At 60.9% G+C, this 26,278-nt stretch carries 21 protein-coding genes; 8 read left to right on the top strand and 13 right to left on the bottom strand.

Annotation, left to right across the window (positions count from 1 at the left end; all coding sequences use genetic code 11):
- Nucleotides 1–12: 12 nt before the first annotated feature.
- From ACA071_RS28025 to ACA071_RS28005, 5 genes are all read right to left on the bottom strand, one after another.
- Entirely contained in the window at nt 13–1,866 is a 1,854-nt protein-coding gene (locus tag ACA071_RS28025; protein WP_497642026.1) for a TonB-dependent receptor domain-containing protein, read from the bottom strand.
- A gap of 147 nt (nt 1,867–2,013) precedes the next feature.
- Nucleotides 2,014–3,912 carry a 1-deoxy-D-xylulose-5-phosphate synthase gene (dxs, locus tag ACA071_RS28020; RefSeq protein WP_497642025.1) on the bottom strand — a complete coding sequence of 633 codons (1,899 nt, stop codon included), beginning with the start codon at nt 3,910–3,912 and terminating at the stop codon, nt 2,014–2,016.
- A 91-nt stretch (nt 3,913–4,003) separates the two neighbouring features.
- Complete coding sequence (gene ispA, locus ACA071_RS28015) at nt 4,004–4,891, bottom strand: (2E,6E)-farnesyl diphosphate synthase (protein ID WP_497642024.1); 888 nt, start codon at nt 4,889–4,891, stop codon at nt 4,004–4,006.
- Nucleotides 4,888–5,130, bottom strand: a complete 243-nt coding sequence (locus ACA071_RS28010) for an exodeoxyribonuclease VII small subunit (protein ID WP_056743654.1) — start codon at nt 5,128–5,130, stop codon at nt 4,888–4,890. Before ACA071_RS28010 ends, ispA begins: the two co-directional genes overlap by 4 nt.
- 345 nt (nt 5,131–5,475) lie before the next feature.
- Nucleotides 5,476–5,601 (bottom strand): hypothetical protein, encoded by a 126-nt coding sequence (locus ACA071_RS28005; RefSeq protein WP_497642023.1) that lies wholly within the window; start codon nt 5,599–5,601, stop codon nt 5,476–5,478.
- Nucleotides 5,602–5,616: 15 nt separating this feature from the next.
- Between ACA071_RS28005 and ACA071_RS28000 the strand changes: the two genes are divergently transcribed.
- Genes ACA071_RS28000 through ACA071_RS27975 form a run of 6 tightly spaced genes read left to right on the top strand, consistent with a single transcriptional unit; the run spans nt 5,617 to nt 15,809 of the window.
- The gene (locus ACA071_RS28000; RefSeq protein WP_497642022.1) at nt 5,617–6,408 is read left to right on the top strand and encodes a YfaP family protein; all 792 of its coding nucleotides are present in this window, start codon (nt 5,617–5,619) and stop codon (nt 6,406–6,408) included.
- Between the two features lie 51 nt (nt 6,409–6,459).
- The gene (locus ACA071_RS27995; protein ID WP_497642021.1) at nt 6,460–8,172 is read left to right on the top strand and encodes a DUF2138 domain-containing protein; all 1,713 of its coding nucleotides are present in this window, start codon (nt 6,460–6,462) and stop codon (nt 8,170–8,172) included.
- On the top strand, nt 8,142–8,807 hold the full coding sequence (locus ACA071_RS27990) for a DUF1175 domain-containing protein (RefSeq protein ID WP_497642020.1): 666 nt from the start codon (nt 8,142–8,144) through the stop codon (nt 8,805–8,807). Before ACA071_RS27995 ends, ACA071_RS27990 begins: the two co-directional genes overlap by 31 nt.
- Entirely contained in the window at nt 8,804–13,369 is a 4,566-nt protein-coding gene (locus tag ACA071_RS27985) for an alpha-2-macroglobulin family protein (protein WP_497642019.1), read from the top strand. Before ACA071_RS27990 ends, ACA071_RS27985 begins: the two co-directional genes overlap by 4 nt.
- A gap of 1 nt (nt 13,370) precedes the next feature.
- Nucleotides 13,371–14,990, top strand: coding sequence for a DUF2300 domain-containing protein (locus tag ACA071_RS27980; RefSeq protein ID WP_497642018.1), 1,620 nt, complete (start codon nt 13,371–13,373; stop codon nt 14,988–14,990).
- Between the two features lie 3 nt (nt 14,991–14,993).
- Complete coding sequence (locus ACA071_RS27975) at nt 14,994–15,809, top strand: YfaP family protein (RefSeq protein WP_497642017.1); 816 nt, start codon at nt 14,994–14,996, stop codon at nt 15,807–15,809.
- Nucleotides 15,810–15,970: 161 nt separating this feature from the next.
- Here the strand turns inward: ACA071_RS27975 and ACA071_RS27970 are convergent, their stop codons facing one another.
- From ACA071_RS27970 to ACA071_RS27945, 6 genes are all read right to left on the bottom strand, one after another.
- Nucleotides 15,971–16,936 carry a fatty acid desaturase family protein gene (locus ACA071_RS27970; RefSeq protein ID WP_497642016.1) on the bottom strand — a complete coding sequence of 322 codons (966 nt, stop codon included), beginning with the start codon at nt 16,934–16,936 and terminating at the stop codon, nt 15,971–15,973.
- A gap of 39 nt (nt 16,937–16,975) precedes the next feature.
- Nucleotides 16,976–18,070, bottom strand: coding sequence for a glycosyltransferase family protein (locus tag ACA071_RS27965; protein ID WP_497642015.1), 1,095 nt, complete (start codon nt 18,068–18,070; stop codon nt 16,976–16,978).
- Nucleotides 18,067–18,801 (bottom strand): ferritin family protein, encoded by a 735-nt coding sequence (locus ACA071_RS27960; protein WP_497642014.1) that lies wholly within the window; start codon nt 18,799–18,801, stop codon nt 18,067–18,069. The genes ACA071_RS27965 and ACA071_RS27960 overlap by 4 nt, the downstream gene beginning before the upstream one ends.
- Entirely contained in the window at nt 18,798–19,841 is a 1,044-nt protein-coding gene (locus ACA071_RS27955; RefSeq protein WP_497642013.1) for a hypothetical protein, read from the bottom strand. The genes ACA071_RS27960 and ACA071_RS27955 overlap by 4 nt, the downstream gene beginning before the upstream one ends.
- A 52-nt stretch (nt 19,842–19,893) precedes the next feature.
- Nucleotides 19,894–20,955, bottom strand: coding sequence for a glycosyltransferase family 2 protein (locus ACA071_RS27950; RefSeq protein WP_497642012.1), 1,062 nt, complete (start codon nt 20,953–20,955; stop codon nt 19,894–19,896).
- Between the two features lie 66 nt (nt 20,956–21,021).
- Nucleotides 21,022–22,482, bottom strand: coding sequence for a fatty acid desaturase (locus tag ACA071_RS27945; RefSeq protein WP_497642011.1), 1,461 nt, complete (start codon nt 22,480–22,482; stop codon nt 21,022–21,024).
- 246 nt (nt 22,483–22,728) lie between these two features.
- Between ACA071_RS27945 and ACA071_RS27940 the strand changes: the two genes are divergently transcribed.
- Together ACA071_RS27940 and ACA071_RS27935 are read left to right on the top strand one after the other, a co-directional pair.
- A complete protein-coding gene (locus ACA071_RS27940) occupies nt 22,729–23,394 on the top strand; it encodes a hypothetical protein (RefSeq protein WP_497642010.1) in 666 nt (221 codons plus the stop codon).
- Complete coding sequence (locus tag ACA071_RS27935) at nt 23,388–24,500, top strand: hypothetical protein (RefSeq protein ID WP_497642009.1); 1,113 nt, start codon at nt 23,388–23,390, stop codon at nt 24,498–24,500. Before ACA071_RS27940 ends, ACA071_RS27935 begins: the two co-directional genes overlap by 7 nt.
- Here ACA071_RS27935 and ACA071_RS27930 read toward each other — a convergent pair.
- Together ACA071_RS27930 and ACA071_RS27925 are read right to left on the bottom strand one after the other, a co-directional pair.
- Nucleotides 24,488–25,387, bottom strand: a complete 900-nt coding sequence (locus tag ACA071_RS27930) for a lipase family protein (RefSeq protein ID WP_497642008.1) — start codon at nt 25,385–25,387, stop codon at nt 24,488–24,490. The two genes, ACA071_RS27935 and ACA071_RS27930, sit on opposite strands and share 13 nt — an antisense overlap.
- On the bottom strand, nt 25,384–26,262 hold the full coding sequence (locus ACA071_RS27925) for a metal-dependent hydrolase (RefSeq protein ID WP_497642007.1): 879 nt from the start codon (nt 26,260–26,262) through the stop codon (nt 25,384–25,386). The genes ACA071_RS27930 and ACA071_RS27925 overlap by 4 nt, the downstream gene beginning before the upstream one ends.
- Nucleotides 26,263–26,278: the final 16 nt, after the last annotated feature.

Raw genomic sequence — 26,278 nt, 5'->3', positions numbered from 1 at the left:
GAACGATCGTAACTAGAACTCCGGCGTCCAGGTCACCCCAAACATCCACGCTCGACCTTCCTCGCGATACCCATACTGACTGCCGTCAAAACTGTACAACGCCCGGCTGTAACCCTTGTCCAGCAGGTTATCGACCTTCAGCTCAAGCTTCACTTCCCGATTCAACGCCCAACTGCTGCGCAACCCGAGCAACGCATAGCCACCCAACGGCTGCTGATTCTTCTCATCGTCATAACTGCCGCTCACCGCCTGCCAACTGGCGCCCAGCCCTAGCTGATCAAACTGTCGATCAAGGTCCAGACTCAATGTGCGCCGCGCACGCCGGGCCAGGGTGTGGCCACTGTCGCGATCCCGTGGGTCGATGATCGCCACGCCGAGGTTGCTCTGCCAGCCGAACAGTTCCTGTTTCAACGCCGCTTCGAAACCATTGATGCGCGCCGAGGCCACGTTCTGCGGACGATTGTTGCTGCCGAAGATAATCGCGTCCTCCAGGTCCGTGCGGTACAGCGACGCTTCCAGTCGACTGGTGTCGGTGAGCTGGCTGCGCCATTGCAGCTCATAGCTTTTCGAGGTTTCAGGCTTGAGGTTCGGGTTGCTGTAAAGCGGGTAATACAAGTCGTTGAAGGTCGGCGCGCGGAAGCCTTCGCTGTAGGTCAGCAGCACGTCGTTGTCCGGGTTCAACGGCAGGGTGAAGGTGCCGCTCCAACTATTCTGGCCGCCGAACTGCTGGTTCTGATCGCGACGCAAGCCCAGCTCCGTGGAGAAGCTGTCCGCTTGATAGCGATGCTGGATGAAGGCCGCGCGGTTCCAGCGACTGTCCTCATCGAACAGTGTGCTGCTGTTGATCCGGTCTTCGTACCAATCGCCGCCGAGGATCAGGCTGTTGCGCTCGTTGAGCGTCAGGTCGTTTTGCCAGTTCACGGAATCGCGGTAGGTGTTGAAAACGCTGCGTTCATCACTAAGTTTGTCGAGGTTTTTTTCTCGGTTCTCGCTATGGCCGAACTCTATGCGGGTTTTCCACAGGTCGTTGATGCGCGCATCGATGTAACCGCTAGTGCCGCTTACTGTGAAATCGCTGTAAGGCTGCTGTTGGTAGAAGGGGCTGTCGAGTTCATTTTTGCCGCGGTTATCCAGCACGTTCGCACCGATTTCGATGTCGTCGGTGAGTGCATGGCTCAGGCTCAGACTCATCGATTTATTGCGGTATTCGTCGTGATCGCCGTCGCTTGGATATGACTCGTGGCTGCGATTGATCCCGGCGGTTTCATCCAGGCTGGCGCCCAGATTGAAACGGGTTTTCTCATCGCCGCCCGACAATCCAAGGCTGCGCTCCCAGGTCTGGTTGCTGCCAAACCCCATATGCAGTCGCGGTTGCAGCCCTTGCTCGCCGCCGCGCCGGGTAAAAATCTGAATCACCCCGCCAATCGCATCGCTGCCATAAATTACCGAACGGGAGCCGCGCAGCACTTCTACGCGCTCGACCTGTTCGATGTTGATGTGTTGCAGATTGCTGTCACCTGATGTCGTGCTGCCAATGCGCTGACCGTCCACCAGCACCAGGCTCTGGGCCGATTTGGTACCGCGAATGTAAATCCCCGGCAGACTGCCGCGCCCACCGGTTTGCCCGACTTGTACGCCCGGCACACGGCGCAACAGGTCAGTGGCGCTGCTCGGTTGCAGACGATCGATGTCTTCGCGGGTGAACACGGTGTTGGCGGCGCTGCTGTCATTGCGCGCTTCGACCTGGCGGTTGGCGCTGATCAGCACGTCGGGGAGCTTCAGCGCCTGGTCGCGTTCGAAGGTGTCGGCCAAGAGCTGGCCGGCCGGCAGGAGCGTCAGCGTTAGAGCAAGGCGGGAGAGTTTCATTGGCAATCCGTGTCGAATTCGGGCGCAATCCCGTAGGCGCTGCCGAAGGCTGCGATCTTTTGATTTTGATCTTATGGCGGTAGTGGCGCTGCCGAAGATCAGGATCAAAAGATCGCAGCCTTCGGCAGCTCCTACAGGGGAGCGGGTTTACAGGTTCAGCAGTTGCAAGCGCTGACGAACCGATGCTTCGATCCCGGCTTCATCCAACCCGCATTCGGCCAGCATCTGCGCCGGCTTGGCGTGCTCGACATAGCTGTCTGGCAAGCCCAGGTGCAGCATCGACTTGAGGATGTTTTCCCGGGCGAGGAACTCGCTGACCGCGCCGCCAGCACCGCCCATGATCGCGTTCTCTTCAATGGTCACCAGCAACTCATGGCTGTCGGCAATTTCGCGGACCAGTGCTTCATCCAGCGGTTTGACGAAACGCATGTCGACCACGGTTGCATCCAGCGTCTCGGCAACTTTCAGTGCCTCGGTCAGTTGCACGCCAAACACCAGCAGGGCGGCTTTATTGCCCTGACGGCGAACCACGCCCTTGCCGATTTCAATCGGTTGCAGGTCTTTCTCGATGACCGCGTTCGGGCCATTGCCGCGCGGGTAACGCACCGCCGCCGGGCCGTTGTACACGTGGCCGGTGGTGAGCATTTTGCGCAATTCGTTTTCGTCGCTCGGGGTCATCACCAGCATGCCGGGGATGCAGCGCAGGAATGACAGGTCGAAGCTACCCGCATGCGTCGGGCCGTCTTCGCCGACCAGGCCTGCGCGGTCGATGGCGAACAACACGTCGAGGTTTTGCACCGCCACGTCATGGATCAGTTGGTCATAGCCGCGTTGCAGGAAGGTCGAATAAATCGCCACCACCGGTTTCGCGCCTTCGCAGGCCATGCCGGCGGCGAAGGTGACGGCGTGTTGCTCGGCAATCGCCACGTCGAAATAGCGCAGCGGGAAACGCTCGCTGAACGCCACCAGGTCGGAGCCTTCCTTCATCGCCGGGGTGATCCCGACCAGGCGCGGGTCGGCGGCGGCCATGTCGCACAGCCATTCGCCGAACACACCGGAATACTTCGGCCCGCCAGACTTCTTCGGCGCAGCAGCCGGCGCATTCAGGGGGTCGAGTTTGGTGATGGCGTGGTAACCAATCGGGTCGACTTCCGCCGGGGCGAAGCCTTTGCCTTTCTTGGTGACGACGTGCAGGAACTGCGGGCCTTTCAAATCGCGCATGTTGCGCAGAGTGGCGATCAGGGTTGGCAGGTCGTGGCCATCGATCGGGCCGATGTAGTTCCAGCCCAACTCTTCGAACAGGGTGCCCGGGACCAGCATGCCCTTGGCGTATTCTTCGGTACGCCGGGCGATTTCCCAGGCGCCGGGCAGGCGCGACAGGACCTTTTTGCTGCCTTCACGCATGCTCGCGTAAGTGCGGCTGGAGAGAATCTTGGCCAGGTAATTCGATAGCCCACCGACGTTGCGCGAGATCGACATGTCGTTGTCGTTCAAGATCACCAGCATGTTGGCGTTCACTTCCGGCGCATGGTTCAGCGCCTCGAAGGCCATGCCGGCGGTCAGTGCGCCGTCGCCGATCACTGCAATCGCCTTGCGATCACTGTTCTGCAGGCGGGCGGCAATGGCCATGCCCAGCGCGGCGCTGATCGACGTGCTGGAGTGGCCGACGCCAAAGGTGTCGTACTCGCTCTCGGAACGACGCGGGAAGGCAGCAACGCCGTCCTTCTGGCGCAGGGTGCCCATGCGCTCGCGACGGCCAGTGAGAATTTTGTGCGGATAAGCCTGATGACCCACGTCCCACACCAGCCGGTCGTCCGGGGTGTCGAACACGTAATGCAGCGCGATGGTCAGCTCGATGACGCCCAGGCCGGCACCGAAATGCCCACCGGTCTGACCGACCGTGTAGAGCAATTCCAGGCGCAACTCATCGGCCAGGGTTTCCAGCTCGGCTTCGCCTAACCGGCGCAGGCCGTCCGGCGTATTAGCACGGTCGAGCAGGGGCGTGGTCGGGCGCTTGCGGGGAATCTCATGAAACGTCGTGGGCATCAGGCGAATCGTTATAGGTATAGAAGAGGCGGCAGTTTACCTGATGCATCGGCCCCTGCCCACGCGTTGCGCTTTTTTGGCGGATACGCTGTCAGCTGCGGCGTTCGACGATATAGCGGGCCAGATCGCGTAATGGCTCGGCTGCCGCGTCAAACGGTCGCAGCGCATGCAGGGCCTGATCGCGCAGTTCCAGGGCGTAGACCTTGGCCGCCTCGAGACCGAGCAGGGCCGGGTAAGTCGGCTTATCACGAGCAATGTCGGCGCCCTGGCGTTTGCCGAGGGTTTCGGTATCGCTTTCGACGTCGAGAATGTCGTCCTGCACCTGAAACGCCAGGCCGATCGCCTGTGCATAAGTCTGCAAGGACTTGAGTTCGTCTTTCTCGGCCCGACCACTGGCCAGGGCGCCGAGTTTGACGCTGACCTCGATCAACGCGCCGGTCTTGTGCCGGTGCATGTATTCGAGGGCTTTCTGATCAAGCTTCAAGCCAACCGAGCCAAGGTCGATGGCCTGACCGCCGACCATGCCCGCCGGGCCTGCCGCCAACGCCAGGGCGCTGACCATTTGCAGACGGATCTCGGCGTCCGATGTGCTCAGGCGCGGGTCGAGCAGGGCGCTGAAGGCCAGGCTCTGTAAGCCGTCACCGGCAAGGATTGCGCAGGCTTCATCGAATTTTTTGTGGGTCGTCGGCTGGCCGCGACGCAAATCGTCATCGTCCATCGCCGGCAAATCGTCGTGCACCAGGGAATAGGCGTGGATCAACTCCACCGCACACGCCGCGCCGTTGGCTTGCTCAGCCTTTCCGCCCAGTGCTTCGCACGCGGCGTAGGCCAGCAGCGGCCGCACACGCTTTCCCCCATTCATCACGCTGTAGCGCATGGCGTCATAGAGGCGGACGAGCTCGGGGCTCGGTGGGTTGAACAGGGTTTCCAGCGCAGCGTTAACGCGGGCCTGGCTGGTCGCCGAATACGCTGCAATCATTCTGGCTGATCCGCTTCGAAGGGTTCCTCGGCCAACTCGCCATCACGTTCGAGCAGCACTTGAACCTTTTGCTCAGCCTGAGCCAGCGCTGCCTGGCAATCGCGGGTCAGACCGATGCCTTGCTCGAAAGCTGTCAGCGAATCTTCCAGCGACAGCTCGCCGTTCTCCAGTCGCTCGACCAGCGTTTGCAGGTCAGCGAGGGATTGTTCGAAATCCAGTGCAGCTTTTTTGCGGGCCATGGCGGCTATTTCCGGTTGACGTTAAACCGGCGCGACACTAGCAGACATGGGGGGTATGGGCAAATGAGCGGGGGGTTCGACGCAACCTTTGTAGCAGCTGGCGAAGCCTGCGTTCGGCTGCGCAGCAGCCGCCAACCCTGCTTGCAAGGCGTACCTGATGTACCGAGAGTTCCAATTTTACGACTGCTGCGCAGCCGAACGCAGGCTTCGCCAGCTGCTACAGGTCGTGTTGCAAATGAACTTTGTGGCCTATTCGGCTCATTTCGTGAGCCGAATAACCGCTCTATTCGGCTCACACCCAACAATCATCGTGATTTTCACCACAAATCAACATGTATCTGATTGTTAAAAAACCGCCACATCGCTAACCTTCGTGCCTTCTACGACCCAATAGTCACGGGTCATTTTGACGAAACGCAGTTTTTGCATCTGTAACGCGCCGAGGATCGGGCGCAGGGTTTCGTTGTGCATGGCAGGAGGCGTCACATGCGTTGCTTTCTTTCACTGCTGATGCTGCTGGTCTGGGCCCGCGCGGCCTGGGCGGAGCCGACGGCCCAGTTGTCGGAGCCGATAGGCGGCTGGCGTTATAACGGCTTGCTCGATCGCAGTGAAAACCCTCAAGTCGCCTATCCCACTCCGCCCATCGACCGCGGCGTGCAGCGCAATCGCACGATGATCGAAGGCCAGCTCAAGGCCATCGGCACCCAGCGCGGGCCGCACACCCTGGCGGTCAACGGCAATCCACTGAACCTGTACACCGACGACGAAGGGCGTTTCGCCCGGCCGTATGCGTTCGGCGCCGGTTCCAACAGCGTCGAAGTGCGCAGCGCCGAGGGCAAGTCGCTCAAGCGTGTTCAATTCTATGAAGCCAATAGCCTGCGCACCCCGGCGCGGATTCGCGTGGTGCTGGGTTGGGACGATCCCAAAGCCGAGCTCGACTTGCACATCATTACCCCCGACGGCCAGCACGCGTTCTTCGCCCACACGGCGTTGACCAACGGCGGCGGCCTGGACCCGGACGGCGTCGATGGCCCCGGCCCGGAAATGTTCACCATGACCGCGCCGATGCATGGCACCTATCTGGTTTACGTGAACTATTGGGGCAACTTCGGGAGCGAAGGCTATAACTTCGATGAGACCAGCAACCAGAACGAGGTCATCACCTCGCAAATCAACCTGGTGCTCAACGAAAACACCGTCGACGAAAAACGCGAGACCTTCATCGTGCCCCTGCGGGCCATCGGTGACCTGTTGCTGGTCAAGACTTTCAACTATTAAGCATCCCGCTCCACGGATGAATTGCTGAGCTTTGGGAACATGAGCGTGAACATGAGCGATAACACTGCTTCTCCGGCCGCCGAAACGCCTGCCGCTAAAACTCCACGTCGCTGGCCAGCCGTGCTGATCGGGCTGTGCCTGGTGGCCGGCGTGGCGGGCGGGTTGGGCTGGTTCATGCACAAACCCAAGGTGCCAGCAGCGGCGCTTGCCAGTGACAAACTGGGCATGAGCCGCCCGGACGGTCTGCTGGAAACCCACTCCTTGAGCCAATTGCCCAAGGACTTGCTGGCCGTGCCGTTCCTCAAGGAAACCCTGACCGAAGATTTCGTCTTCTATTACGAAGCCCACGCGGATCGCCTCGGCTTGATCGGCAGCTTGCGCCGGATCATTTACGAGCATGACCTCAAGTTGCAGGACAGCCTGATCGAGCAACTCTTCGATCAGCCGGCTGACGTGGCGCTGTGGCGTGGGGCGGATGGTCGCCTGAAAGATTTCTTGATGGTGATGGATCGCGGTGGCCTGGCCAAAGTCTTGGAACCGTTGGCCAAGGTCGCACTGGACGACACACAGCTGACCCAAGTCGGCACTGTGAAAGTCGGCGCTGATGATGTGGCGCTTTATCAACTGACCTACAACGCTACGAAGGCGCTGATGTTCGCCTCCCATGGCGACAAACTGGTGGTGCTGTCGAACCCGGCCAAGCTGTACGAAGGCGGCCATGGTCCGGTCGATGAACCGGGCATGGTCTCGACTCAGGCGTTAGAAGCACTGCTCGGGGGCGAAAAACTGTTCCCCGAAGCTTTTGGCCTGCAACAGCGCTTGCCTGAGGTGAAGCAACGCCTGTCGGTCAATTCCAGCGTGTTGGCCATGGGTTATCAGCGCTTCATCCCGAACTTCGCCGGCCTGCGCTTCGACATGGACGACAAGGGCTGGCACAGCTTCCTCGCCATGGACGAACTGGACAACCAACCGGACTTCGATTTCAAACCGATCTGGCAAGCCATGCCCATGGGCGCCAGCGCCTGCGTAGCTTTGCCGCTTGCGGCAGAGCAACAGAAACCGTTGCTGGTCAAACTCGGCGCCGAAGAGACAGTCGCCCAGGCCCTGACCGAACACATGGCCGGTGCCGCAGGCCTGTGCTGGTACGCCGATTCGCGGCTGTACACGCCGCTGCTGGTGGCCAGCCTCGACGATAGCGACAGCGCCAAGCTCGACGGTGATCTGGGCAACCTGTTCGGCTCGATGGTCGGGGCCTATGAAGGTAACGTCGAAGAACACGCGTTCCCGGTGGTTGAGAAGCAGGCAGTTGAAAGCCACCAATGGCAGCGCCAGGTCAGCTCCAACTTCGGCCCTTATAAAGCCAAGGATGCCGAGAACCCGGACGCGATCACCGGCAAGGCGTTCATGAAAGTCAGCCTCGCCCGTCACGGTTCGACGCTGCTGTTTTCCCTCGATGACAAACTTGTCGACAAAGCCCTCGGCACCCTCGACAAACGCTTCCCGCCGATGGCTGACGTGGTGCCCAAGGACCTGCTGATGCCGGTCTACTTCGGCCCGGATTCCATGGCGCAGCTGATGCAACAGGAAACCCTCGACAGCCTGCCCCAGGACATGGAGCCGGTGTTCTACAACGCCGCGCAAACCTACCTGATCCCGAAACTGCGCAAGCTCGGCGGTTACGGCAAATACGCCCTGACCCTGCCCAAAGGCAGCGAGCCCGATGGCCACTGGCAATGGCTGCCGCTGGAGTGGAAAGCCCTGTGACAGCCCTTATCCGAGGCCTCGGCCTGCTGGCGATGCTGCTCGGCAGTCGGGCGTTTGCCACTGAGACGCCGCCGCTCGACGTGCAGCAATCCCAGGTGTTCCGCGCCTGGTTCGTGCGCATCGCCCAAGAACAACTAACCCAAGGCCCGAGCCCGCGCTGGTTCCAGCAGGACTGCGCCGGCCTGGTGCGCTTTGCCGCCAATGAAGCGCTGAAAGTCCATGACGACAAATGGCTGCGCAGCAATGGCCTGTCCAATCGTTACCTGCCGCCGGAGCTGCAACTGAGCGAAGCCCAGCGCGGCCTCGCCCAGCAATGGCAGCAGGGCGGCGGCAAGGTCGGGCCGTACGTGAACGCGATCAAATTGATTCAGTTCAACAGCCATTTGATCAGCCGCGACGTGTCACAAGCCCGGCCCGGCGACCTGATGTTTTTCGATCAGGGCGACGACCAGCACCTGATGATCTGGATGGGCCGCTACATCGCCTATCACACCGGCACCACCACCCCCACTGACAACGGCATGCGCTCCGCGAGCCTGCAGCAACTCATGACATGGAAGGACACCCGATGGATACCCGACGCAGCCAACCCCAACTTCATCGGCGTCTATCGACTGAACTTTCTCTCCCAATGATCGGTGCCCGCATGCTGCGTTTACTGCCTCTGCTGTTGGTTTTAGTGCTGCCGTTTTCGGCGGTCAACGCCGAAGACACCGTCGAACCCAGCGGCTACACGCCGGTGGCCGGTGAAAGCTTTTTCCTGCTGGCGGACAGCAGCTTCGCCGCCGATGAACAGGCCATGGTTCGCCTCGAAGCACCGGGTCGCGACTATCGCCGCTTCCGTATGGAGCCTTACGGCGGCGCCGACATCCGCGTGTATCGCATCGACAAGCCGCTGGATTTCCTCAAGCGCCAGAAGAACCTGCATCGCGTGGTCAGTGACGGCCAGTTCAAGGGCGAAGGCCTGTCGAACACCCTCGCGTACCTGTGGGACAACTGGTACCGCAAATCCCGTCGCGTGATGCAGCGGGCGTTTTCCTACGAGTCCCGTAAACAAGTCACCGAGGAAGTGCCTGAGCTGAAGATGGGCGCCGCGATTGCCGCGCCAACGCCTTACGACGCTCAGCCGCAATTCGCACTGATTCCGGGCCTGCCCGTCGTCAGTCAATTCCGTTATCCGTTGTGGGAAGCCAAACCGATCCAGCCGCCAGCCGGCGTGAACCTGGCCGGTTCTTCCAGTGAATTTGTCAGCGTTGCACCGGGTAACGTTTATATCCCGTTGGGTAATCTGAAACCGGGCCTTTACCTGGTGGAAGCGCTGATCGGCAAGTACCGCGCGACCACCATGGTTTTCGTCTCCAATACCGTGGCCGTGAGCAAGATTGCCGGTGATGAGTTGCTGGTGTGGGCTGCGCGCAAACACGAAGGCAGTTCGGTGCCTAAGGTCAATGTGCTGTGGACCGATGGCCTGGGCGTGATGAGCAGCGGCGCGACCGATGCTGATGGTTTGCTGCGCCTGAAACACGTCAGCCCCGAGCGTTCGTTCGTGATTGGCGAGGACGAGGAGGGCGGGGTGTTTGTCTCCGAGAACTTCTATTACGACAGCGAAATCTACGACACCAAACTCTACGCCTTCACCGACCGACCGCTGTACCGGCCGGGGGATTGGGTGTCGCTGAAAATCGTCGGTCGCGAGTTCAAGAATGCCCGGGATTCTGTGGCGCCGACGGCGGCTGACGTCAACGTGACCGTGCTCGACGCCACCGGCACCGCGCTGCAATCCCTGGCGCTGAAGCTCGATTCCAAGTCTGGCACCCAAGGCCGTTTCCAGTTGCCGGACAACGCGGTGGCGGGTGGTTATGAACTGCGTTTCAGCTACAAGGATCAGGCCTACAGCAGCGCCTTCCGTGTCGCTGAATACATCAAACCGCACTTTGAAATCTCGCTGAACCTGGCCAAGCAGGATTACCGCACCGGCGAACCGGTGAAGGGCAGCCTGGTGCTGTTGTACCCGGACGGCAAACCGGTGGCTGACGCCAAATTGACCCTGAGCCTGCGCGCCCAGCAATTGTCGATGGTCGACAACGAGCTGCAATACCTCGGGCAATTCCCGATTGAGCTGACCAGCACCGAACTGACCACCGACGCCAAGGGTAACGCGACCCTCGACCTGCCGGCCGCCGACAAACCGAGCCGCTACATGCTCACCGTGTTCGCCAGCGATGGCGCGGCGTATCGGGTCAAGACCACCAAGGAAATCCTCATCGACCGTGGCGCCGCGAGTTTCAGCCTGCGCGCCCCGCAGCGGTTCAGCGCGGTGGGCGACAAGGTTGCGTTCAGTTATGTGAACGAAGGTGGCAGCGAGCCAAGTAAAGCGGTCACCCCGAGCAGCTATAACTGGGTGCGTCTGGAAGACCAGAGCACCGGCGACGGCAAACTCACCGCGAAAGACAAAGGCTTCAGCGTGGCGTTCGCGCGACCGGGCACTTACAACCTGACGTTGAAGGATGATCACGGCCGTGTGATTGGCGCGACCGGTCATTCGGTCACCGGCGAGGGCGTCAAAGCCGTGCCGGGCACGGTGGAAATCGTTCTCGACAAACCCGAGTACAAGGCCGGCGACGAAGCCATGGCGTTGATCACCTTCCCGGAACCGGTCAGCGATGCGCTGCTGTCCCTGGAGCGGGACAAGGTCGAGGCCACGGCGCTGCTGTCCAAGGGCGGCGACTGGCTGAAGATGGAAAAACTCAGCGACACCCAATACCGCGCACGCATTGCGGTGAAGGACAATTTTGCGCCGAACCTGACCTTCTCCGTGCTCTACACCAAGGGTGGTCAGTACAGCTTCCAGAACGCCGGCATCAAGGTAATTGCACCGCAAATCGACGTGGCAATTGCCACCGATAAAGAGGCTTATCAGCCGGGCGATACCGTGTCGGTGGACCTGACCACGCAGTTCGCCGGCAAGCCGATTCCGGCGCACCTGACGGTCAGCGTCGTCGATGAAATGATCTACGCGCTGCAACCGGAAGTCGCGCCGACCATCGACCAGTTCTTCTACCACCCGCGCCGCAACAACGTGCGCACCAGCGCCAGCCTGTCGTTCATCAGCTACGACGTGGCATTGCCGGGCAGCCCCGGCGCGCCGGGCAAGGCCAACCGCAGCGAAAGGGGCGTGAAAGTGCTGGAGCGGCCGCGTCGTGAAGACGTCGACACCGCCGCGTGGCAGCCGGAATTGATCACCGACGCTAACGGCAAAACCCGCTTCACCTTCAAGATGCCGGACTCGCTGACCCGCTGGCGCATTACCGCTCGGGCTATCGCCGATGACGGTCAGGTCGGGCAGAAGAAGCAATTCGTGCGCTCGGAAAAACCGCTGTACCTGAAGTGGAGCGGCCCGAGCAAATTCCGCACGGGCGACAAACCGGCACTCGGTGTGTTCGCCTTCAGTCAGGCCGAGAAACCGGTCAAGGCTGAACTGGTGACCCATTACGGCGGTGCCGAGCAGCGCCTGCCGGTAACCTTGAACAGCGGCATCAACTACATTGCGTTGCCGGCATTTGCCTTGGCCAGTGGTGATTGGACCGCCGAACTGGTGCAGGACGGCAAGACCGCCGATGCCCTGGCCGTGCGCCTGACCGCGCCCGGTGAAGGCTGGCAAGTGACCCAGAGCCAAGTCGTGGACGCGCTCAGCGGTGACACAGCGCTGACCTTGCCGGCGGACGCGACGGATATTCGCCTGCGCCTGGATGACAGTCCGCAAGCGCTGTTCCGTTCGGCCCTCGATGATTTGCTGAGCTATCCGTATGGCGGCGTCGAGCAGACTGCTAGCCGTTTGCTGCCACTGAGCATTGCCTATCCGTCGCTGTCATCGAATCCACAGGTTCGTGATCGCTTGCGCCTGATCATGCAAAACAGCCGTCTGCGCCTGGTGCAAATGGCCGGCCCGTCGGCGAGCTTCACCTGGTGGGGCCAGGACGGTGAGCCGGATACATTCCTCACTGCGTACGCCTATTACGCCGACTGGTACGCCAGCAAAGCGCTGGAACTGAGCCTGCCGCCGGAGCATTGGCAGCGGGTGTTGGAGGTCTATTCGAAGCAGGCGAAAAACACGCCGCTGTTGCAACGGGCGCTGATCCTGTCGTTCGCCAAGCAGATGCAATTGCCGGTGAACACCTTGCTCAGTGGCTTGATGGATGACCTGGCGAAGGCCGGCGACGGCAACGCGGCGAACCTGATGGACGATGGCGAAGACAGTCTGGTCATGAGCGATCCGGATTCGGCGCTGGGCCTGGCGGCGGCGCGTGCGCTGACGGCTTCGTTGGCCAAGCAGTCCAAGGTCGCGCTGCCGGATGTGTTCAATCGGCAAGTGCCAGACGCGCAACAACGTCTGGCCGTGAGTTCGCAGCCGTTTGCTGAAGCCTTGAACCTGTCGCTGCAAGCTTTCGACCAGGTTCATGCGCAGCAGTTGTTGCAGCGCCTGCTGCCACAGCAATCGACCCTTGAACGCGCGTTGGCGCTGAGCTGGTTGCAACACAGCATCGAGCAGGCGTCGCCGACCATCGCCCTGGCGCCGGGTGAAGGCTGGAAGAAAAACTATGGCGATACCGGCGAGATGTATTGGACGTGGCAGGGCGCTACGCCAGTGCCGGCAGCGTTGTCGTTGACCGGGACACAGGAACGTCCGCTGCGCGCCGCGCTGAGCTATCAGACCAAGCAACCGGCAATCGACCCAATGGCCGTGACCATTACCCGTCGCCTGTCGCGTCTGGTGCCGGGTGACGAAGCGTTCGAATTCAAACTCGAAGCGGTCGGCACCAAGCCGTTGTCCAGCGACAGCCTGTACCTGGACGAAGTGATCATCACCAGCAAAGCCGCCAAGCCGCTGCGCTACGGCATGATCGAAGTGCCGTTGCCACCGGGCGCCGATGTCGAGCGCACCACGTGGGGCATCAAGTTGATGGGCAAGGCTGGCACTGAACCGACGGCGCTGGAAAAGGCGCGTTTCGAACCGGGCCAGATGGCTTACGCGATTCCGGTGGATGCCTTGAGCGGCGAATTGCGCGTGCGGCATCTGGTGCGCTTCTCGCAGAAAGGCCAGTTCAACCTGCCGCCGGTGCGTTTCACCCAGGTCTATGCGCCACAGCATCAGGCCCAGGAACAGAAACCGGCGCTCGGCCAGGTCACGGTCAACTGACATGATCCGGCCTCTGGTCTGGTGGCTGCTGTGTTTGCTCCCTGCGCTGGCGACAGCGCAGGACGAACCGTTGCGACTGGGCTTCAAGGGCGAATTGCTGTCGCTGAGCCGGACTCAACTGATCTCCCGCGAGCCGTTGCCTTCAGATCTGCAGACGCCATTAGGGAGTTTGTGGAAGCTGTTTGTTTACGGCTGGCTGGTCGATACCGGTGCGCGAGAACCAGCGTATGAATGTCGCGGGCAGTCGAAGGAAGAAGTCTATTGCTGCACGGCTGGCGGGAAGATTGGGCGTGATCAGGCGTTGGTGAAGTCTTGCGGGTTGTACTTTGAGCCTGCGCGGCTGGGCATTGCTAACGCTGACTGGCGCACCTATTGGCAGGCTCGACAGGCGCCGGAATGGTTACTGAACTTGCCGTCGTTGCAGCCTGCTACGCGGGTTTCCGTGGCGGAGTTATTGAAGGCGCTGACCGTGATGCCGGCGCAGGATCAGGCGCGGCGGGTGTTGCTGGACGTGGTGTTGAACGCCGCTGACGGCAATGCCGTGGGTGAACTCGGTGGCCGCTTGCGGGTGAAAACCTGGAGCTGGCTGGGGGATCAAGATCCGTCGTCGCGTCAGGGCGGATTCGCCGGTTGGACGGTGGATGGCACGCCGATCTGGGCCGGTGGGCGCGGGACCAGTCAAATGGTTCTGCGCAATTACGGTGTGGCGCTGGCGTCAGTGTTGCCGATGGATTGGCCCTTGGATGCTGGGCGTTGCGTTGAGGTGGGGCTGTTTTCACGTTACCCGATCGGGCGCGTTCTGGCGGGGGATCGGGTGGTTTCTTCCGGACCGTTGCAGGGCGACTACCGCGTCGAATTCGCCAACGGCAATCAACTGGACATCCACAGCGACGGCGAATTGTTTTTACTCAACGACAAGCTGGTCGCGCGCTTGGACCGCGAAGAATACGTCGCCCGCGTCCTCCAGCGTGAAGCCAAGTCCGAGCCCGCTGAAGCCGCGAAAGCCCTGGCCGTGGCCATCCGCACCTACCTGCTGCAAAACGCCACGCGCAACGGCGACTGCCTGAGCATCGACGACAGCAGCAGCCGCCAGCGCGTCGCCCCACGCCCGGCCACCGCCGAATCGCGCGACATCGCCGCATGGACCAGCGACCTGGTCCTGGCCGGCAGCACCGTCACTTATCACTCCGATCAACCCGGCCCGGACAAACTGTCCTGGCAGCAAGCCGTCGAACAAGCCAACGCCGGCCAACGCTACGACGCCATCCTGCTGCACGCCTACCCGCGCGCCAGCCTCAGCCGCTGGGACAATCCCGTCGCCTCCTGCGAAGCGTTGCCCGCCGCGCAAGACTGGCTAAAAACCCAGCGCCGCGGCTGGCGCCCGCGCCTCGAAAACGAAGTCGGCTACAACGAAGTCAACACCTTCGCCGTCTGCCGCCTGGCCTTCGGCCGTCCCTATGTCGACCGCGAACGTCAGCGCATTTACGTGCGCGGCGTGCAGTCCCTGCAGGACCGCCTCGACCTGACCCACGAATACCTGCACCTGGCCTTCGAAGCACATCCCAACGGCCAGGATGAAACCTACATCGAAGGGCTCGCCCGCCACCTCTTGCTGGAATAGGCCATGAAACTCCGTTATCCACAGGTCTTCCTGTTCCTCTGTTCTTTTTGCGTATTGCCGACGACCTTCGCCGCTGATGCCGCGGTCAAACTCGACACCCCCATCGGCGGCTGGCGCACGGGCGCCATCGAGGGCGAAGGCGAAAACTTTCGCCAGAGCGTCAACTACCCGGCCTCGTCGGTGAATACACCGGCAGGCCAGGCCAATACCGCGCGCATTACCGGGCAGATCAAAGCCACGCCCAAGTCGAACGAACCCGGACGCTTGATTGTCAACGGCATCAGCATGCCGCTGAAAATCGACCCGGCAGGACGTTTTGATCGCCCGTATTCATTCCCCAATGGCAGCAACAGCGTTGAAGTGCGCAGTCCTGATGGCCAGCAACGGCATCGCACGCAGTTCCTCAATGTCAGCGGTGGGGCGACGCCGGCCAAGTTGCGGGTGCTGCTGTCGTGGGACAGCGACAACACCGACCTGGACTTGCACCTGATTACCCCGGACGGCGCCCACATCTGGTACGGCGACCGGGTTGCCCCCAATGGCGCGGCGCTCGACGTGGACGTGACCACGGGTTACGGCCCGGAAATCTTCGCCATGCCGGCGCCGATCAAGGGGCAGTATCTGGTGTATGTGAATTACTTCGGCGGTGGTTATCGCAGTGATGAAGAAGGGCAGGAGGATGCGGTTCAGGCGTTGACCACGGCGCAAGTGACGGTGATCACCGAGGAAGGGACGCCCAACGAGAAGATGGAGACATTCCTGGTGCCGATGCGGGCGGTGGGGGAGTTGACGCTGGTTAAGGGGTTTAGTTATCCGTGAGGGGGTAGCCAGAGGATAACGCTTGTTCAAGAAATGAAAGCTGAGGCCTGATGCGTGCGGGTTTTTTTACTCGTTGGGTCTGCTCACTACTTTGACAAAAGGGACAGTTCAATGCGCCAAAGGCGACGCCGTCAGTTGAGCGACCTCGCTGGGATGTCGAATCAGGCTGTTGGCCGTTCGACGGCCGGGAGACTGGCATCCCGCAAGACCCCGATATAGCCGTTATAGAGGTTACTGGTGGGTACCAGCTGCCGGGCCACAAGTTGCTGATGCATGCTGCGCAAATGGTAGAAGGGGACGCGCACATAGAGGTGGTGCTCGATGTGGTAGTGAATGGCGTGCGGGCCGAACAAGAAGGTCTGCCAGTTGCCACGGACAATGCTCCGCGCATTCTGGCTCTGGTCATCGCAGGCGAGCAGGCCGGCATGTTCCATGATTGCCCTGACGCGGCCCATGAAGGGCAGCAGGGTAATGGCCGGCAGCAACCACAAGGCCAGGTAAAGTAACGCGTGTCCGCTCCACGCCAGTACGCCGAGCAGCAGGCCATTGCTGGCGAGCATCGAAAAAACTTCCCACGCCACCTGGCCCCGCGATTTATCGACCTTGGGCATGATGTCCCGATAGTCGCCGCGCGCAAATTTGCCGGCACTGATGAAGTAGCCCACCCCACAGATGTCCGCTAACAGCTTTGCGGCGAGTTTGCCTCGGGGCAGCGGGAAGTCACCGAGACCAAACACCGCGACCACCGGATCGTCATGGCGCATCGGCGCGAGGTGATGTTTCAGATGCCCGGCACGGTAGGTTTGCAGCGACAGGAACAACGGCCCGGCGGCCAAAAACTGCCCGATAAAATCATTCAACCCCTGGTGGCGCAGGACAACGCCATGGGCGCTTTCATGCATGATCACCGCCAGCGCCAGTTGGCTGCGGGCAATGATGATCGCCGCCAGCAGGTAAGTGATCGGGTGCGGCCAAAGCGCCGCCGCGGCAAATGACGCAGCGATCAATCCCCAGTCCGCCAGCAGCGCCAACAGTGTGAGCCACGGTTTCAACGCAAAGAGTTCGGCGGGCGGCGTGAAAGCATTCAGGGCCGGATTGTCGCCTGCACGGGATTTGGGTTTGGACATGTCACCTCCTTGTGATTGTGACGACGTCATTGGCCGGACTCACAAGCTGAGCAGGCGACTGACCCACGCGTCGATCCGCGCCTGGGCGCACGCGTTGCCGGTCGCCCCGTCGGGATCAGGCGCTTGAGTCTCGGTCAGTTCCGCTGCGGCTTTTGCCACCTGGCAGCGAAAATCATCGGCGTCACCGCGCCAGGTCACTACCCGGTGTTTGAGCTGTAACTGTGCCGCGCGGGCGGCATTGGTGGCCTGTTCGGGCTGATCGGTGAGGACCAGGATGATCGGGCGCCGATAGACCCGCGCAATCGACAGCGCGGCCATGCCAGGTGCAGACACGATCAATTGTGCCTGCGCCGCGCGGCTGGCCCAGTCCGGGTCAACCCCGAGCCAGCCGCCAACACCGGCGTAACCTTCACCTACCTGATGGGCGCTAAGGCCTGCATCGGCGATGCCCGCGCTCAAGGCTTCGGCCAGACGGACGTCGCTGAAATGCGGGTTCAGATAAATCGCCGCGCCAACCGGGTGTAGCGCCGTTTGTGTGTCAGCCAGGGCAACCGGGGTCGGCAATCGAAACAATGCCGGTGCCTTGGAATCGTCGATCTCGTAGGCGAAGTCATGCTCGATACACGCCCGCGCCGCGTCTATCTGCCGGCCGACAATCCAGCCGAATAACCGCCCGAAGAAACGCGGCCACATCCCCTCGAAATTGTTAATCAGCGCGACCTTCAGGCTCGCGCCGTACACATGCACGACTTTGTGTCGCCACCCGGGTACCGTGCCCATGAACAGCAGCGCCGGGTGGAAGGAGTCATTGATCACAAGGTCGACGCGGCGCAGTTTGCCGTGCAAGCGGATGATGTCGCGCAGCATCCTGCCCGGCCGGAAAACATAGTGCGCCACATTGCTGTTGGTCGCCTTGCGCAGCATGTTCTGCCCGCTGTCGAACTGAACCGCATAGTGCCGCGACAGCATCTCGGCCTTGATGCCGAAGCGTTCCAGGAAGCGCAGCCCTTCATCCGAAGTGGTCAGCACGTCTACCTGCGCGCCCGCCTTGTGCAGCGCGTGCACCAGCAATTGTGCGCGCATCAAGTGGCCGCGTGCGTCGGCGGTGGCGAGGTAGAGGATGCGTGACTTCATCGGTCAGCACCGCGTGTCCCGCCATAGACCCAACCGGCCGCGTACATCGCCAGTGCGCCGGTCACGCCGAAGCCTGATTCGATCGCGCGAATCTCGGCCAGCAAGGTGCTCAGGTAGCCCGTTTCCGGGGGAGCGACGAGGCGCCGCAAGGTGTGTTCGCACAGCCGGACGTGGGCTTTTTCGTCGGCCAGCACCCGTGATAACAACGGATAGAGCCCATGCTCGGGACCGATTACGGCACAGTGGCGACTGAGTACGCGCTCGGCCATCTGCTCGGCGCACAGCCCCGTCGCGTAAGCGGGTACCAACAAACCGTGTTCGAAGTGCTTTGCATAGTGATGCGCCAGGCGCTGCCAGCGCAGGATCTTGCGCCGGCTGAGCCAGTCCGGGGTCAGGCGCGTTTCGCCATCATCCCCGACCGCGCGTAATGCTTCGCTGAACAGCGTCACATGCCGACGTTCATCGGCCAGGTGTTGCTCGACCTGACGCTCAAGCCAGTCGGGTGATTGCGGCAATAACTCTTCCAGCAGGGCGCGTTCCGTCGCGTCTTCCCCGGCAAGGTACATGCGCAGCAGCAACTTTTCTCCGCGTTGGCTGCGGTGCAAACGAACCAGTGCGGCACGCTTGATACGGTCTACCCAACGCGCCTGCACCGCGCTCAGGCCTTGTGCCTTGGGTGTCGCCAGGCAGGCAAATCCGTCATCTACGCAGGTTTGTTCAACCACACTCATTGCGCGGACTGCTGTGCGGTGTCGACGGTAGCTGCTGTGGTTTGCGCTTCCGGCTTGCGGTGCCAGGCGAGGATCAAACCGATAAAGCTGTCCTGCATAAAGGCGTACCCCGAAGTGGCCGCGCCGGGGAATGCTTCTTCACGATCGTTGTACCGCAGATAACCTTTGCCGTTGCGCGCCCCGAATTCCAGCGTGTCCTGTTTATTAAAGCCATGCTCGCGCACGTCCTGCAGCAGCGGACTGTCTTCGAGACCGAAGATAAACAGCTGGCGCTGGATCACCCACACCGGAATGTGGCTGCTCAACGCTTGCAGTTTGAGGCCCCAGCTGCCATTGGCGAGCAGTTGGTTCAGGTCGGTGCTGGTCGGTTCCTGCGAGGTAAAACCGGCCCGCATCAGTGACTTCGAGACCTTGCCGACGCCGAGGGAAATCGTGATGTCGTTGGCGGACGGATTCTTCTCATCGCTTGGGCGCACGGCGACGAAGTAGTTGGCCACCCGCGCGGCGAGCGATGGACGCGCGAGCACATCGCGCGCCTGTTCGGCAGTGAACAGCACGCGCTCGGTGCTGCCTTCGCGGACGATGATCCGGTAAGGAGGCATCACGATGTTGTCGAATTTGCCGCGCACCGGCGAGTGGACGTAGGTGTCGGGTTTCCAGGTCTTGCCCGATCGACGCAGCAGCACATGCAAGCTCAACGGCACGCGCTGACCGTCAGACGCGATACCGCTGCCATGCAGCAGCACGTCGCCGATCACGGTTTTACTGTCATGGGCGGCATCGGCAGAAATCACGATGGTATGGGCTTCAGTGTCGAGGCTTGCGTGAGCATCCGGGAGATCCAGTGCGATGCGGTTGCACTGTGCGTTATTGCTCGTAGTGCCGCCCATAAGGTCTGGCGGACATCCCTCAGTGGAGGCGAAGTGGAACACGCCGCGCCCGGTAAACTCGGCGGGCGCGGCGTTGGCTTGAATACTCAGCGACAGCAGGACCAGGCCCGTCAGGTAGGAGCAGAGTGAGGCGAAGGAGTCAGTTTTCATCATTACTTCCTGTAATCGGGCTTACGTGCAAAAAATGCGACGTTGCCCGGTATCAATCCAAAGGTCGGTGATAGGACAGTGCTTCAGAATGGCGAGCTTTCGCGCGCCCGGCAGAGATGCCCAGCCCACGAACGATTGCGCCTGCGGTATCGAGCAACGACATGCCAATCACAATCGCCGTCGCGGCGATGCGTCGCACACCGTGCAGCGGCGGTAAATCCTGATGGTTCAAGGCGCGCAGGCTGTAACCGAGGCGTCCCGCCATCACGCAAAAAGGGCCGAGCGGCCCACTGCGGCCGAGCCATTGCAGCCAGGACGGCATATAGGCGCGTACCAGATACGGGGTGAGGCCGACGCTGTCGCCGCCCCTGAGCCAGCGCAGTTTCACCACTTCGCCACGGGTGTCCGGCAGTTTATGTTCGGTGTGCGCCAGCGGGGCGTACTGCACCGCAACCCCGGCGGCTTGCAGGCGCAGGCCCATGACTTGGCAATGCGCGCGATACACGCCATCGAGTGGTTCATAGCGATGCTGTTCGAACGTGTCACAGCGAAACGCGACGTTATTCGCATAAAAATTGCGCGTCGCGCCTTCACGCAAAGGGCTGGGGAAATACATGAAGTCGATCGCGGTCAGAGCACTTCCGGTCATGCTCGCGTCATAACTGGTGCGCCCGGCGACCGCCAGCGGTGCCGTAGCCTCAGGCTGGGCAAAGGGCGAGAGCAAATGCTCCAGCCAGTCGATGCAGGGACTGCAATCGGCATCGGCAAAGACCACGTACTGACAGCGGCGCTGATCGACAGCGTCGAAACCGACGTTTTTCGCATCGTAGTAGCCGGTGCGGGCATCAATTTCGATGAAATCGATCTGCCGCCCGGCCAGCTCGGAAATCTCGTTGCGCGCCTGCGCATCCAGCCCGTCATGAGTGATGACCCACTGCGCAAAAGACTGCGGTGCCAGTGTTTGTTGGCCAAAAGCGATGATCAGCCGTTTCAGACTCGCCAACGCTTCCTGTGAATCATGGCCGCCGCGCAGATTATTGGTTTCGACGACTAATGCCGTGTTGGCTGCGACGACATCCAGGCCGCTCGTTACTTCCCTGTTTCTATGCGCCATTGGCATCCCGAGTTGCTTCGTAATAGGTGTGTTTGCCCAGGCACTTTTCGCCCGAAGCGAATGAACTCAGCCTTTTTGCTTCGACCCCGACCAGAGCAGGGACAGCAGCGCACGGGAGTCCATGAGGCGATCATCGGCGCTGACCAGTTCCGGCAGGGCATGCCATGGAAGGTTGGCGCTGCGATGATGATGCAAATGCAGATTGATGTGATACGGCCAAATGAAAAACCTGCCGATGCAGCCCACTCGCCATGCGTAAGTCCATTCCGGCCAGCCGGGGGTTACGCCGGGGCCACCGCTGTGCTCGGCAATGCTGCGGATTTTCTGCAGCAGGGTGCCCAGCGTGGCCAGTGGCACAAACCATAGCAGGGCCAGCAGCAACAGTGTTTGTGCGGAACATTGCCAGGCCAGCACTGACAACAGCGCAAGCCAGATAATGCCCGCAGCCATAACCGGCCGGGTCATCTTCAGTGATGCGCCGCCTGCGTTTTTGTAAGCGCGCAGATTACGCAGCATATTGATAATGAACAAATCGCCCAGTAATTGCCGGAGCAGCAACTTCCCGCTCAAGGGACGGAACTGCCAGGGTTGCCGATGATAAAGAAAGCGCCGTTCCGGGTCTCTGGCTGCGCCCGTGTGCTGATGATGCTCAAGGTGCAGCGGCCGATAGAACTCGATGGGTACCGTTCCCGGAACACCGATGGCCAGGTTGATTAAAAAGTCGTTGAGACGGCGATGGCGCGTCAGGTGGTAGTGCGTAGCGTCGTGGTACAGGATGAACAGTGCATGTTGGCGCGCAGCAATGATGACGAAGGCCAGGCCATACAAGCGCCAGTCCGCGACATAGATCGCGATGCGCAGCGTCACGATGATGCACAACCATTCCAGCAGGATGGCGCCCATGGTGCGCAAATCCACCTTCAGGCGAAGCAGCAGCACGGTTATCAGGCCCGCTGCGCCGCCAACGGCGATGCCATAGACCGCGTCGAGAAAAACATGTTGCCCGGTGGTCAACACGGTCATGGCCAGCACCACACTCCACAATGCAAAGAGCCAAGCTTGGCGCACGCGCAGGTAGCCCAGGACCACGCTGATAGCCACCGGCAGCGCGACATGGCCGCTGGGGGAGGCGGCCAGAGGTGAGTCGATCCGGTAGAACCAGGTGAGCAACTGCGACGCAGTGTCCGGGCGCATCACCAGGGTTGGCCAGAACAGGTGGCTCACCAGACAAGTCCCGGAGGCCAGGGCGGCGGCAAAAAAGGCCGGCAGTAGCCACTCGCAACGCCTGCCCATAAACACCAGGACCGGCATGATCAACAGATAACTCAAATACAGCGGCAGCGTGGAGGGTAACTTCGCAATGTATGCGTCAATCATGCCCGGCTCAATAATCCGCACCGGCCCCATCGGGAAGTGTGTGACGAGAAAATATAAAACGCCGGTCACCAGGGTGTAGACCACTAGCCAACTAAAGGGGCGGGTCACACTAGAGGCATTAAAACCAAGACTGGCAGAAGCGTGGGGCATGAATAAGGCACCTGGATGTAACAGGACAAGTTCAGCTGTTCTACGCAACGAAGTGCTGCAACTTCTGCGCAGTTATTGGTTGAGTCTGTGGTTGGATGATCTGTTTTACCAATGGAAGTCTACGTTGCATTGACCGATTGATCCCGCCAAAATCCAGCCATCTTGCTCTTGATGCAGAAGGTTTCCATGAGTTTATGCGCAACGTCCTTTGAATGCTCCCGGCTGCGCCTAAAAGAAATTGATCGGATGTTCGAGATTTATTCTGCGTCGTACCACGATACCTCGCGTTTACGCTTTGATCAGGACCTCAAGGACAAAACCCACTGCATCGTTTTGCGTGATGCGGATGAAGTTATTGTCGGTTTTACCACCCTCAAACTTTATGAAAAAACATGGGCGGGCAAACCGATCAAGGTGATTTTTTCGGGCGATACCATCATTGACCGTGAACACTGGGGGAGCCAGCAACTGGCATTCGCCTGGATGCGCCTGGCGGGGGAGATCTGGCAGGCGATGCCTGAAGTCCCGCTCTACTGGTTCCTGATCTGCAAGGGCCACCGGACTTATCGGTATCTGGGTGCCATGGCGCTGAACTATGCCCCGCGCGCGGGTACGGTGACGGATCCTGATACTCAGGCGTTGATGGATCACCTAGCGATCGATCGCTTTGGCGAGGCCTATGATCCGAACACCGGTGTGCTGTCCTTCGACGTGCCTCAAGGTCGCCTGACCACGGAGCTGGCCGAGGTTCCTGCGCCTCACCTGCGCCTGAACAACGTTTTATATTTCCTGGAAAAAAATCCCCGCTACGCCTCGGGAGACGAACTGGCCTGCCTGTGTGAATTGCGCCCCGATAATCTTCGGCCGTTGGCACTGCGCCTGTTTGCAGACGCGCGCCCATCGCCATGCTGATCCGCCAGGCCAGCGCTGCAGACAACCTGAAACTGCTCGATTTTCAGGCGCAGCGGGCCATGCAGGGTGGCTTGCCGATGCGCTTTGATCGAGGGCCGGACTATTTCGCGCTGCATCATTGCCATGCCGCAGATCATCGGACCTGGCTTGCCGAAAGCGAGGACGGTGAGCTGAAGGGCATCGCCAGCCTGGTGGTGCGTGACGGCTACCTGCAGGAGCGCATTCAGCCGGTGGCCTACCTGGGGGATCTTCGACTGGTGCCTGACAGGCGCCTGTCAAAGTCGTGGATGGCCGAGGTCAAGGTCCGGCTCGAAGCGTTGGCCGATGAAACCGGGGTGCAGCACGCTTATTGCTGTGTCATCCGCAGTAATCGGCTGGCGGCACACTCGCTGCTCGGTGGTCGGCGTGCCAATCCGCTAATGCTTTCGCACTGGCGCGGCTACAGCAACGTCGCCGTGTATGGGCAGCGGGGCTGGCGAAGTGCGCCGCGAACGTTGGAGAACGTGCGCATCGTCCAGGCGCAGCCCAGCCATGCCGATGCGTTGCGCGCATTTCTCGACAGTGAATCGGCGGGCCAGCCCTTTGGTAGCGTTTTTAGTGAAGCGCAGTTTTCGCGGCGCCTGGACACGTGGCCGGACTTCGGTATCGAGTCATTTCTCCTGGCCGTGGACGCGCGAAACAATCTGCTCGGTTGTGTCGCCCCTTGGGATGCCGGGCGTATCAAGCGGGTGGTGGTGGAGAAGCTGCCGCTGTCACACCAGGCGTTACGTCTTGCGTTCAATGCCTGTGCGCCGGCGTTGGGTCGTCCGGCGATCGCTGCCCCAGGCGAGGCGCTGCAGGACATCTACCTGACTCATCTACAGGTTCGGCAGCGAAATCCGCAGATTTTTTCCGCCCTGCTGGATGCCGCTTGGGTGCGCCTTCGCGGTCAGTACGCGCTGATGCAAATGTGCCTGTATGACAATGATCCGTTGTGGATGGCCATGAAGCGGTATCGCTCAGTGTCCGTTGCCATGGATCTGTACACCGCGCCTTGCGTCAGTACCGCACCCGCGCTGGCGCTGGATGCAGGACGTATCCCGGGGTTTGAGATTTATCTTGTCTGACCGGGCTTGGTCTCATGCAAGACGTTCAGCAACGTCAGCCAGAAACGGGTCGCGTCAAAGCCACCACCGCCCAGCACAGGCTGGCCGTGATCGAGACACGGCAGGCAAATCTGCGGCATGCCATCGACTCTCAGGTTCTCGATGTAAAACTGGCCGTCATGGGCGCATCCCGGCCGTTGGACATTGAGGCGCGCATGATGGGTGTCGAAGCGTGAACTGGGCGCGGCGGTCCAACTGACGACGTGTGCAGCATGCAAGTCGGCGGGCAGCTGATTGAGTAGTTGCGCGATCTGCGGGTCGCGCAGGCTGCTGATATCGCGTGTGCCAGCGGCCATCCACGGCGTTTTTGCCAGCACCCGGCGAACGCGGTCGAACGGGTAGCCTTGGGCGGATTGCCCGGTGCCGCAACCCAGCACCTCATCCATGACGGTCGACGGACCGGTCGGCGGTTGCACCAGTGCAACGCCATCACACGCATCGCTCAAGGCTTTGCCCTGTAACAGTGCCGCCAACGCGTCGAGCCCGCCCTTGCTGTGCGCCAACACGACAAATCGTTGCCCTTGCTTGAGTTCTGCAGTCAGTATCTTGCGTATATGCCTGCCTTGCGCCATGACCCCGCGCGAAGAACGTACGGGCATGCGCAGGACCTGATAACCCGCCAGTCTCAGCGCCTGGGCGCAATCCTGAAAACACCGTGGCAACCATTCGGAAAACAGCCCGGCCACCAGCACCACCAGGGTGCTTCGGGGAAGGCTTGGCGTAGGTTTGTCCCAGCACGAAATAAATCGCCCCGTCCAATCCAGGTGCGCGGCCGGCCTGGCGAATTCCGTTGCTGGAAAATGCACAGGCCAATCGTCAAAGCCCTCTGGCACCCAAGGCATGTTCATCGAGTGGGCCCGGCGTATTCGTCCAGTGTTCGGCGTGCCGCGTCCAGGGCTTGAGTGTTGTCGAGGTGGTTGGGGTGAAATCCCGGGACGAACCAGAACAGCCACCTCGGAAAGGCGCGTGTCAGTGGGCCGGGATTCACAAACAACCACCATTGCAAGCGCAGCCAGCCTCGCCAATTACGGCGTTGCCCATCATTCCTGGCCAGTCGGTAGATGAAATACATGACGTCGATGGCGAAGTACGCGGTCATGGTCAGCATGACCCCGCAGCGCATCAGGTAGCGCCAAAGCGGATTGCGCACCACCGCGCACAGCACGTCGAAGGCGACCGCCTTGTGTTCGATTTCTTCGATGGCGTGCCAGCGCCACAGCATGGCCATCCTCGGGTCGGCGCCTTCCAGCACGGCGGGGTGGCGCAGCAGTTGATCGGAGAGGATGGCGGTGAAATGTTCCAGGCTGGCGGTCATGGCCAGACGAGTCGCGGGCGTAAACCGATTACCGACTTCCTGTCGGCGCAGGAGCAGTTTCTCCAGTTCATCAATAGGCGCACCCTGTGCCGCCAGCAGCTGGTTGTACAGTCGATGCTCACGAATATGCGACGCTTCCTGATAAACAAATTCGTCAACCGCCCTGGAAAGCGAGGCATCTGTTTCGATCGCGGCACGAAAGTGCACGACGCTATCAATGAACAGTTTTTCACCGAGGGGAAACATGATCGACAGCCCATCAAAAAAACGCGTGACGTGGGGCCAGTCTCGATACCAGTAACGGGGAATACTCGCATCCAGTGCAAAGCGAACGTTGCGATGGGGAATGTTTGCGCAAGTTGATTGTGCTGGCGGGCACCGGGAGAACAGGCGTTTTAGATACGACATATCGACGGGAGCTGCC

The organism is Pseudomonas sp. LBUM1646, assembly GCF_059716165.1.
The sequence above is the reverse complement of the archived record's forward strand: the minus strand, read 5'-3'. Positions and strand labels throughout refer to the sequence as shown.